This window comes from Aeromonas sp. QDB18, assembly GCF_027705325.1.
GTDB lineage: Bacteria > Pseudomonadota > Gammaproteobacteria > Enterobacterales > Aeromonadaceae > Aeromonas > Aeromonas caviae.
In genome coordinates this window covers 1-7,375 of record NZ_JAPDBQ010000182.1, presented here as the reverse complement: position 1 = coordinate 7,375, position 7,375 = coordinate 1, and the positions used below count along the sequence as shown (strand labels likewise).

The following is a 7,375-nucleotide window of genomic DNA, read 5'->3' as shown; positions in this document are numbered from 1 at the left end:
GGGGGAACCGCAGAATTCGGAAAAAATCGTACGCTAAGCTAAGGAAGGTCTGAAAAAGCCCCCGCTCGAGAAATGCATCCCAGCAACCATGCGGGTTACAGAGCGGTGATTTCGCGAAACATGGGCTTTTTCAGACCTTCCTTAGCGTTACGATAAAGCTAGCATGGAAACGATAGGTGCAAGCAAGTTAAGGGTTGCATCGCGCATGTCAATCTAGGCTATACCTCAACTGGGCGTCAGTCGGCTCACTGGCATCGCGTCAGACTAGGGCCGCTTTCTGCATTATCTGACGCCTAAACGTCAAACTCTATGGCCTCAACCTGACAGGCCGCATGCTTAGCGTACGATTTTGTCCGTTTTCTCTACCGTCCCCTAATAGCAATGCAGCCCAGGAAATACGGGGCTTGGCAGATGAAGTATTGGCATTGCTCAAATGAGTTAATGAGGGTGTGAGTAAATGAGTATGTTGAAGGCTGGCCGTCCCAGCAGCGAAAAACGGGCAATGACCATGGGTGATATCGCAGGATCCGAGAAGATGAAGCGGGTTAATTTCGACCTGCCGGAGGCGCTGCATACCAAGCTGAAAATGCATGCTGCCGCGCAGGGGAAGTCCATCAAGGACATCATGACAGACCTAATCGAAGCCCTGCCGTGAGTGATTGATATGCAACTATCCTGTCGGGATAGTATTGAAAATATGAGCATTTTTTTGCAGTAGCGCGCACTAAAAAGCGTTGATCGATCTGTCTGATCAACGCTACTCTGTGCGCCAGAAACGAAAAAACCACCCGGCAAGGTGGTTTTTCGAAGGTACTCAGAGTTGACGCTCTTTGTACCAGGTAACGGCTCCGTAGAGGGAAGCAGCTACCCAAATGCCCAATAAGTTTAGCGGCACTCTACCGTATCTTTCAAGCTAATTCCCTCTTTACGCCCGTTACCGAAGGCCACCACCTTTGGCGCTTTGTCGTACCCGCACGGATTGGAAGCATGAGTTTGTTGCCGTGTGAGGGTGTGGTTGGTCGGGCAGAACGGGGAATCCTCACACACTGCCCAGCGTGCGACGCGCACCATAGCCGCCCATGGCTCGCAACCGTGGGGCTCTAGCAACAGTGGAACGGGTAGCCACCCACGGCACCACTTAAAAAACGCGAGGCAGTCCGGCCCACAGGCGGGGACTGAAGCAGGAGCAGCAAGGCGAGGTGTGTCTCAGGAGCGCGTGAGGGAGAGCGGCAGCCAGTCGTCTCGATAGTCCTGAGCAAGGCGGATCATCCAGCGAAGCTACGTTATTTTTGACGTTAATCGCAGGAGGACGAGCCTATCTTGAAGCGCAGCGAAAGATAGGCTCGTCCTCCTGCGATTAAACCTTTAGAGCGAGGATCTCGTTGCGAGGTGGGCACACGCCCGAACCGGAGGCCGTCCAGCAGACCGCTTGCGGGCTGTGGGCGGGGGCGTTGTCCACGGAGCGGGGTGGGGTTGGTCTTTGTTCTGGCCCTCAACGACTGGACAGGTCTATCTCGATGCGCCGAAAGCCTATGCCGTTGGCGGTGTTGGCGGCGGCGTCGATGCTCTTGAACACCCGCCAGCCACCGCGTTGTCGTTCCAGGACAATGGTCTCGCTCTGTTTGCCGAACTTCACCAGGTGCAAATGGTATCCGGCCCCCATCGGGGTTGGCACTACCATGGCCTTGGCAAACCCGCCTTGGTCGAACGTCCACTTCGCTTGCAGCTCTTCCATATCAAATTTCGCCTTTGAATAATCAAAATCTAGATTTGATACTAGCATGATGGTTTCTAGCTTTGCGTCTTCAATTTTGCCAACTTATTGGCTCTGCGCTGGCTGGTAGCCGTCGCATTGCGTGTCCTACGGTTTGCTTGTTCCACGTCCGCCTGGGCTGCGATGGCCTGGGTTTGGACCTGCAGCTGCATGACGGCCAGATCTGCTGCTACCTGTTTGTTCCGTTCCATCTCGCGTACTGCCTGTTGCTTGAGCTGCGCAGCCTCCTGCTTCTCTGCCTGCACGAGCCGTTTAGCCTCGGTGATGGCCATGGCGTCCGCCTGTGTGGCGCGGATTTCGGCGGCCATCAACTCTTTCTGAAGGTCTGCAATCTCCTTGCTGTGATCCTCGTCCTCCACGTAGTTCCATGCCACGAAAACTAGGACCAAGGCGAGGCTGCCGCCGCCCAGCACGCCGACTAATGCCAGCGGCCAGGCGGCCGGGATGATCTTCCAGCCTGTGCTGGTCGGCCCCCACTGGCCTCCCTCCATCGTTGCCCAGCCTTGTGTCGCCAGCAGGGTATCCAGGTACCACCACAGCCCGAACAGAATGATGGCGAACAGGCCAAACAGATAGGGTCTCATCGTAGGTAGGTCTCCGTGATCGCGGGCCGAAAATGCCCCATCTCCTGGCTCACTGTTTCGAGGGCTCGATCCCGACTGAGGGTGTATTGCAACTCGTTCATCCGTTCTTGGGCGTAAGTATGCCGCAGACCATGGGCACCGGTAGACCAGCCCAGTACCCGCTCGCTGGCGGCAGAGACCGAGTTGCTCCAGCGCTGGCCGCCGCCGATGTCGTAGTGCGACTGGTAATAAATGCCCCTATCGGTGATCCGTACTGGCTCATCGCGACGGGTGGCCTCCAGCCTGGCGGCCAGGTCATGCGGCACCAAAATCTCTCGCACCAGCCCTCCTTTGCCCTGGACGGTGTAGATCACCCCGTCCCGGCCCTGCCATTTGCTGTCCAGGGCCGGGCGGGGGTCGGGGGCTCGTTCATCGCCACGGCGCAGGTCCAATAGTTCGTGGGCACGCAGGCCGCCAGCGTGGGCGATCAGGGTCGCCAGCCCGTGTTGCTCGGACTGGGCAGCGGCAATGCGCTGGGCCTGCTCGGGGGTATAGGCCCGGCCGCTGAGCGCCTGGGCATGTTCGGACTGGATGACGGGCAGGCGCTCACCGGCGGGCAGTTGGCCGGTGACATGCTGCATCATGGCCTGCATGGCTTGCCGTTCCATGTCGAGGGCCTTCTGCCCCACATCCTGGCCGCGCTGCTCCAGATATTGCACGGCCAGAGCAGGGGTGAGGGTGGTCAGGCCGCCTGAGATCTTCTCTGCGGCTGTCCACTCGGCTACGCGGGTGAGCGCAGACTCGTAGTTTCTGACCGTGCCGACTGAACGCAACACGCCACCCTGCAACTTCTGCATGATCTTGGCGGCTTGGGCCGCTGGCGCTCGAAAGGTGGCCATCAGTGGATAGGTGCGGTGTGTTTGGCGAGCCAGCGGGCCACGGTACTGTGGACCACCTTGATCCGGTTCTTGCGCAGCCAGCGTTGCAACTCGGCGGTGCTGGCCCCCCCCAGGTGCATGGCGAGCAGCTCGGCGCGGTGGCGATCGAGGCGGGAGTGCGGGTACCGCGATTTGCGGATCTCGGCGGTTTGCTGGCGCAGGATAGCCAGCTCGGCAAGGGGGTCAAAATCCATTTAAGTTAAGCCTCCATTTAAGTTTAAGTCTCCACTTAGGTCTTCACTTAGGTCTCCACGTTAGAACGACAACACCCTGTTTCCCCACAGAATGTTGCGACAGGTTACCCCGCCGATCGCCCCGGTTCTCCAACTGTCGTATGGAAGGTTCGGACTGTTCTCAACCTATTTCGATCCTGTTTGCGTGCAGATGACACGGGAGTTTTGGCTGTCTCCGTCAGAACGCGCGAGCGTCTCCCATTTTTGGCTGTCGGGGGTCAGAACACAGCCGTTTTTGGCTGGTCTCGGATCGGTTACCTGTATCCGGTGTAGCAGGGCCACGTCAGAGTGTGACAGTTCTCATTTGCACCACTACAGTACGAAAAAAATATGTGCGAGCTCAATATGTTTTTAAAAATGTGCGCGAAATAGCTACAGGCTAGAGCCCACGCTATGTATCGGCCCATTTATGGGTCGTACATAGCGTGGGCAAGGAGAGGCACAGGGGAAAATCCAGCCGAGGGCGTGGGTAGGGCTGGCCAGTGCCATCAAAAGCTAAAAATGAAAAATCAAAAAACAAAAATGATGGCGCTCAAGAACGCGATCCTCCGGACAAGATAGGCGGAGGATCGGGGTGTTGATGGCGCACTTTGCGTCCGGCCAGGACACCGATGGGGCTCGATGTCTGGGGCCGATGGGAGGAACCGGGGTCGACGGTCCGGCCAGGACGCCAACAGGGCCTGATGTCCGCCCAGGACATCGAGGGGGAACTGCCCGGGAGATCTTGATGTCCTGGGCGGACATCTTCATCACCAGGGGAAACGGGCGGTTCATGGTGGTTTGGGGCTGAAACCGGATCGGCTCACCGGAGGGGGCATGCGACCCCCTCAAACCGTCGCAAACTTTCAGCCGCGATTTGGCCAGAACGGGCCGGACCGAAGGTGGTTTTTGCGGGCTTGGCGTGGGGGAGCTGTCGGGCTGGGTGTTTTCCCTAGTGAAAATGCCAATTGAACATAATGGGCGTTATGCGCATCGCTAAAATCGACTCGGAGCTGCAATTGCCATGATTGCAGCGGTGGCTTATCAGGATATGATATACGTGTATTTCAGTGGTGTTAGGGGTTGATTATGTTAGCGATACGTTTGCCTTCAGATATTGAAGATCGTTTGGCGCACTTGGCGAAAGAGACAGGGAGAACTAAGACCTACTATGCGCGAGAGGCCATCTTGACGTACTTGGAAGACCTAGAGGATTACTATCTGGCCGACCGGGTAATGGAAAGGGTACGCAAGGGCGAAGAGCACCTGTTTTCACTAGATGACGTGGAGCGCGACCTTGGCCTGGAAAGTTGAATTAACTGACACGGCGGCTAAACAGTTGGCGAGCTTGGATAAGGCTCAAGCCCAGCGGATAACCAAGTCTCTACGGCGGCTTATGTTGCTGGAAGATCCAAAGTGTGTTGGTAAGACATTAACCGGTAATATGCGTATTTGCTTGCGTTATCGAACTGGTGATAGTCGTTTAATATATGAGCTAAAAAATAATTGTTTGATTGTAGTTGCTGTTATGGTTAGCGGCTGCAAATGATATTTATATCTATATGTGTTTTTTAACGCTCAAAGTACGATTTGTTCATGCCATATTACAGCCCGGGTTTTCTAGTGCGCCATTAATTTGGGCTATTATGTATTAGTAAAAGACCAACTAATAGCCCAATCGGTGGGGGTGGGAAACTAGGGTTTGATATTAACGTATGTGTTAATGCTTGCGTTGATGTCAATTGCGACGCCAAATTTTGGTTCAAAAAAAATAAAAAACACAACGACCAATTTTAAGATATTATTTTTCATGTATCACTCTCCTTTTTTTTGTTATGTTTATTATCTCATTTGATAGGGGTTGATGGCACGAGCTATTGCACAGTCGTTGTAACCCTAACCCATCCCTATCAGTTGTAGGGAGATGGCGGCAATGGATTAGCTCAAATGTTGAATGTGTGTTGGCTTGTTCTGCGTAGTTGCACATATTGATATACATGTATATCGATATGTTTGGTAGTTGGCGCTGCTTTAATCGAAAAACTTCTGTTTGCGCGTAATATGTATTGCTGTTGCTGGCTTTGGTGCATTGATATTTTAAGTGGTTTGTCAGGTAAAGCGGGCGTCATGCCAATCTCAACTGCTTGTGTGGCAGCAGTTTCTGAACCGCGGCAGCTTGATCTAACTGAGGGGAATCAGGTGATGTGTGACGGCAAGCATAACAACTTTCTCGCTTTAGTTGTTACAATCAATCTTCGCAGTGAAATATACACATGATAAAATGTTGGATTTTAAAATGAAAAAATGTCTTTTAGGTTTTATTGTTCTTGGTCTTACATCCGGTTGTGCTACGACTCCTCCTCCTAAGGGTATATGCTATACGCCTACAGGTGTTGCAAACCAAGTAAATGACATGCACAAGGTTTTTGGAATTTCGCTTGGCCAACCGTTGGATTTACCTGAATGCGAGAAAGACCAGCGAATGCATGACGCTGGTTATACCGACTACGTACTACGCTCTCCTTTTACGAAAAACCCCGCTTGTTATGAAAAGTTGATCATTGAACGCCAGGCACCCGATGATTGCTTGCCTGTAATGAATGATCGTGTTTGGGCTAAATTCCCATACCAAGCAACTCCTTATTGGGCGGTAGACATTGGGGTTTCGTTAGTTAATGGCTTGGTTGAGCTGGTTACAATTGAAACTCCAGGCCATGAGGCGGTAGCTGAAGTATACGCATCACTTATAAGTAAATATGGCAAGCCAACATTTAAAGAAGAGGTTGAGGTCCAAACTTTAGCTGGAGTAAAAGTTAAATCAGTTAATGCAACATGGAAAGTAGATGATGTTAATGTAGAGTTTAATGGTGTTTTAAATAAAATAAATTTTGGCAAAGTTAGAATTTACACCAACGTTGTAAAGTCTGCTGAAGAAAAAAAACATAAAGCCATAAAAGAAAATATGAAATCACTCTAATATATCATCTCTGGTGTGCTTTTTAATTTTAATGTTGGGGTGAGTAATCAATGGTTACCGCCCCCTTTTAAAACTACTAATCGTTTACATTCACACTGCGCATAAGGGGGCGTTACGTTAAATCGGACGCCATTTTTGCTGCCTGTCATCCTGCAAGATGGCTTGTTTTGCGAGGCGTCATCTCCCATCCTGCGCCGCACTATCCCTTGCCTCGGAATCTCCCCCATGGAAACCATTACCCATCCCACCCTGGTACAACTGGTGGCGGCCGGTGCCGTTCGTGTCGTGGTCGCCGTCGGACAACCTGGCGGCTGGACGCTGCTGGTGCGCTACGGTCTGGCCGAACGTGCCCTGGCCGCCCAGCGCAGCAAACAACTCCGGGTCTTTCGTAAGCTCGATACCTTGCAGGCCTATTTGCAGGACATCGGCGTGGTCCGCTTTGAGATCGATGCCGCCGGGTTTGAGGTTGCTCCGAGACGCTTGTTGGGATCTTGAATAGGGATGTGTTAATGTTGGCACGTGTCACGACACGTGCTTAATTGGAGGTCATCATGGTCGCAGCAGCAATGCGCAGCAAGAGAACGGTCAGCGTCACGCTGGAGCCCTGCTTGTTGGAACGAGCCAGAGCGGCGGGGATCAACCTGTCAGCCACCCTTGCAACCGCGCTACAGAATGAAATCAGCGGCTCAGAAGCAGAACGCTGGAAGCGTGAGAACAGTGCAGCCATACAGACGCTGAACCGCATCACCGAGGAGCACGGCCTGCTCTCCGACGATTACAGGGCGTTTTGATGCAGTTCACTATCTACCGCAACAAGGGCAATGCCCGCGCTTACCCCTATTTGCTGGATGTGCAAAGCGACATCATTGGCGAGCTGGCCACCAGGATGGTGATCCCACTGTTCCCGCTGG

The 7,375-nt window shown here is 53.2% G+C and carries 11 protein-coding genes; 7 read left to right on the top strand and 4 right to left on the bottom strand.

Features of this window, described 5'->3' with window-relative positions; genetic code table 11:
• Positions 1–457 precede the first annotated feature (457 nt).
• Entirely contained in the window at positions 458–655 is a 198-nt protein-coding gene (locus tag OKC30_RS19005) for a plasmid partition protein ParG (RefSeq protein WP_041207168.1), read from the top strand.
• Between the two features lie 837 nt (positions 656–1,492).
• Here the strand turns inward: OKC30_RS19005 and OKC30_RS19000 are convergent.
• The 4 genes from OKC30_RS19000 to OKC30_RS18985 are packed head-to-tail and all read right to left on the bottom strand — an operon-like array spanning position 1,493 to position 3,469.
• Positions 1,493–1,735 carry a hypothetical protein gene (locus tag OKC30_RS19000; protein ID WP_005325944.1) on the bottom strand — a complete coding sequence of 81 codons (243 nt, stop codon included), beginning with the start codon at positions 1,733–1,735 and terminating at the stop codon, positions 1,493–1,495.
• Between the two features lie 56 nt (positions 1,736–1,791).
• Entirely contained in the window at positions 1,792–2,358 is a 567-nt protein-coding gene (locus OKC30_RS18995; RefSeq protein WP_005325942.1) for a hypothetical protein, read from the bottom strand.
• Positions 2,355–3,194: a site-specific integrase gene (locus OKC30_RS18990; protein ID WP_270666668.1), complete on the bottom strand. Its 840-nt coding sequence runs from the start codon at positions 3,192–3,194 to the stop codon at positions 2,355–2,357. The genes OKC30_RS18995 and OKC30_RS18990 overlap by 4 nt, the downstream gene beginning before the upstream one ends.
• Before the next feature lie 41 nt (positions 3,195–3,235).
• Positions 3,236–3,469 (bottom strand): hypothetical protein, encoded by a 234-nt coding sequence (locus OKC30_RS18985; RefSeq protein WP_005325931.1) that lies wholly within the window; start codon positions 3,467–3,469, stop codon positions 3,236–3,238.
• 1,107 nt (positions 3,470–4,576) lie between these two features.
• On the opposite strand from OKC30_RS18985, the gene relB reads away from it, so the two are divergent.
• The 6 genes from relB to OKC30_RS21560 all read left to right on the top strand — a co-directional run.
• Complete coding sequence (relB, locus tag OKC30_RS18980) at positions 4,577–4,801, top strand: type II toxin-antitoxin system RelB family antitoxin (protein ID WP_259589267.1); 225 nt, start codon at positions 4,577–4,579, stop codon at positions 4,799–4,801.
• Positions 4,785–5,036: a type II toxin-antitoxin system RelE family toxin gene (locus OKC30_RS18975; protein ID WP_259589269.1), complete on the top strand. Its 252-nt coding sequence runs from the start codon at positions 4,785–4,787 to the stop codon at positions 5,034–5,036. Before relB ends, OKC30_RS18975 begins: the two co-directional genes overlap by 17 nt.
• A gap of 747 nt (positions 5,037–5,783) precedes the next feature.
• Positions 5,784–6,464 (top strand): hypothetical protein, encoded by a 681-nt coding sequence (locus OKC30_RS18970; RefSeq protein ID WP_270809749.1) that lies wholly within the window; start codon positions 5,784–5,786, stop codon positions 6,462–6,464.
• A gap of 225 nt (positions 6,465–6,689) precedes the next feature.
• Entirely contained in the window at positions 6,690–6,959 is a 270-nt protein-coding gene (locus OKC30_RS18965) for a hypothetical protein (protein ID WP_134997957.1), read from the top strand.
• 56 nt (positions 6,960–7,015) lie between these two features.
• Positions 7,016–7,255: a type II toxin-antitoxin system CcdA family antitoxin gene (locus OKC30_RS18960; RefSeq protein ID WP_160839559.1), complete on the top strand. Its 240-nt coding sequence runs from the start codon at positions 7,016–7,018 to the stop codon at positions 7,253–7,255.
• The coding region (locus OKC30_RS21560; protein WP_442865842.1) for a CcdB family protein at positions 7,255–7,375 on the top strand (121 nt) is incomplete at its 3' end. The genes OKC30_RS18960 and OKC30_RS21560, both read left to right, overlap by 1 nt.

Coding starts and splice junctions, on each gene's coding strand:
- OKC30_RS19005 (WP_041207168.1), top strand. CDS start 458: ATGAGTATGTTGAAGGCTGGCCGTCCCAGCAGCGAAAAACGGGCAATG.
- OKC30_RS19000 (WP_005325944.1), bottom strand. CDS start 1,735: ATGGAAGAGCTGCAAGCGAAGTGGACGTTCGACCAAGGCGGGTTTGCC.
- OKC30_RS18995 (WP_005325942.1), bottom strand. CDS start 2,358: ATGAGACCCTATCTGTTTGGCCTGTTCGCCATCATTCTGTTCGGGCTG.
- OKC30_RS18990 (WP_270666668.1), bottom strand. CDS start 3,194: ATGCAGAAGTTGCAGGGTGGCGTGTTGCGTTCAGTCGGCACGGTCAGA.
- OKC30_RS18985 (WP_005325931.1), bottom strand. CDS start 3,469: ATGGATTTTGACCCCCTTGCCGAGCTGGCTATCCTGCGCCAGCAAACC.
- relB (WP_259589267.1), top strand. CDS start 4,577: ATGTTAGCGATACGTTTGCCTTCAGATATTGAAGATCGTTTGGCGCAC.
- OKC30_RS18970 (WP_270809749.1), top strand. CDS start 5,784: ATGAAAAAATGTCTTTTAGGTTTTATTGTTCTTGGTCTTACATCCGGT.
- OKC30_RS18965 (WP_134997957.1), top strand. CDS start 6,690: ATGGAAACCATTACCCATCCCACCCTGGTACAACTGGTGGCGGCCGGT.
- OKC30_RS18960 (WP_160839559.1), top strand. CDS start 7,016: ATGGTCGCAGCAGCAATGCGCAGCAAGAGAACGGTCAGCGTCACGCTG.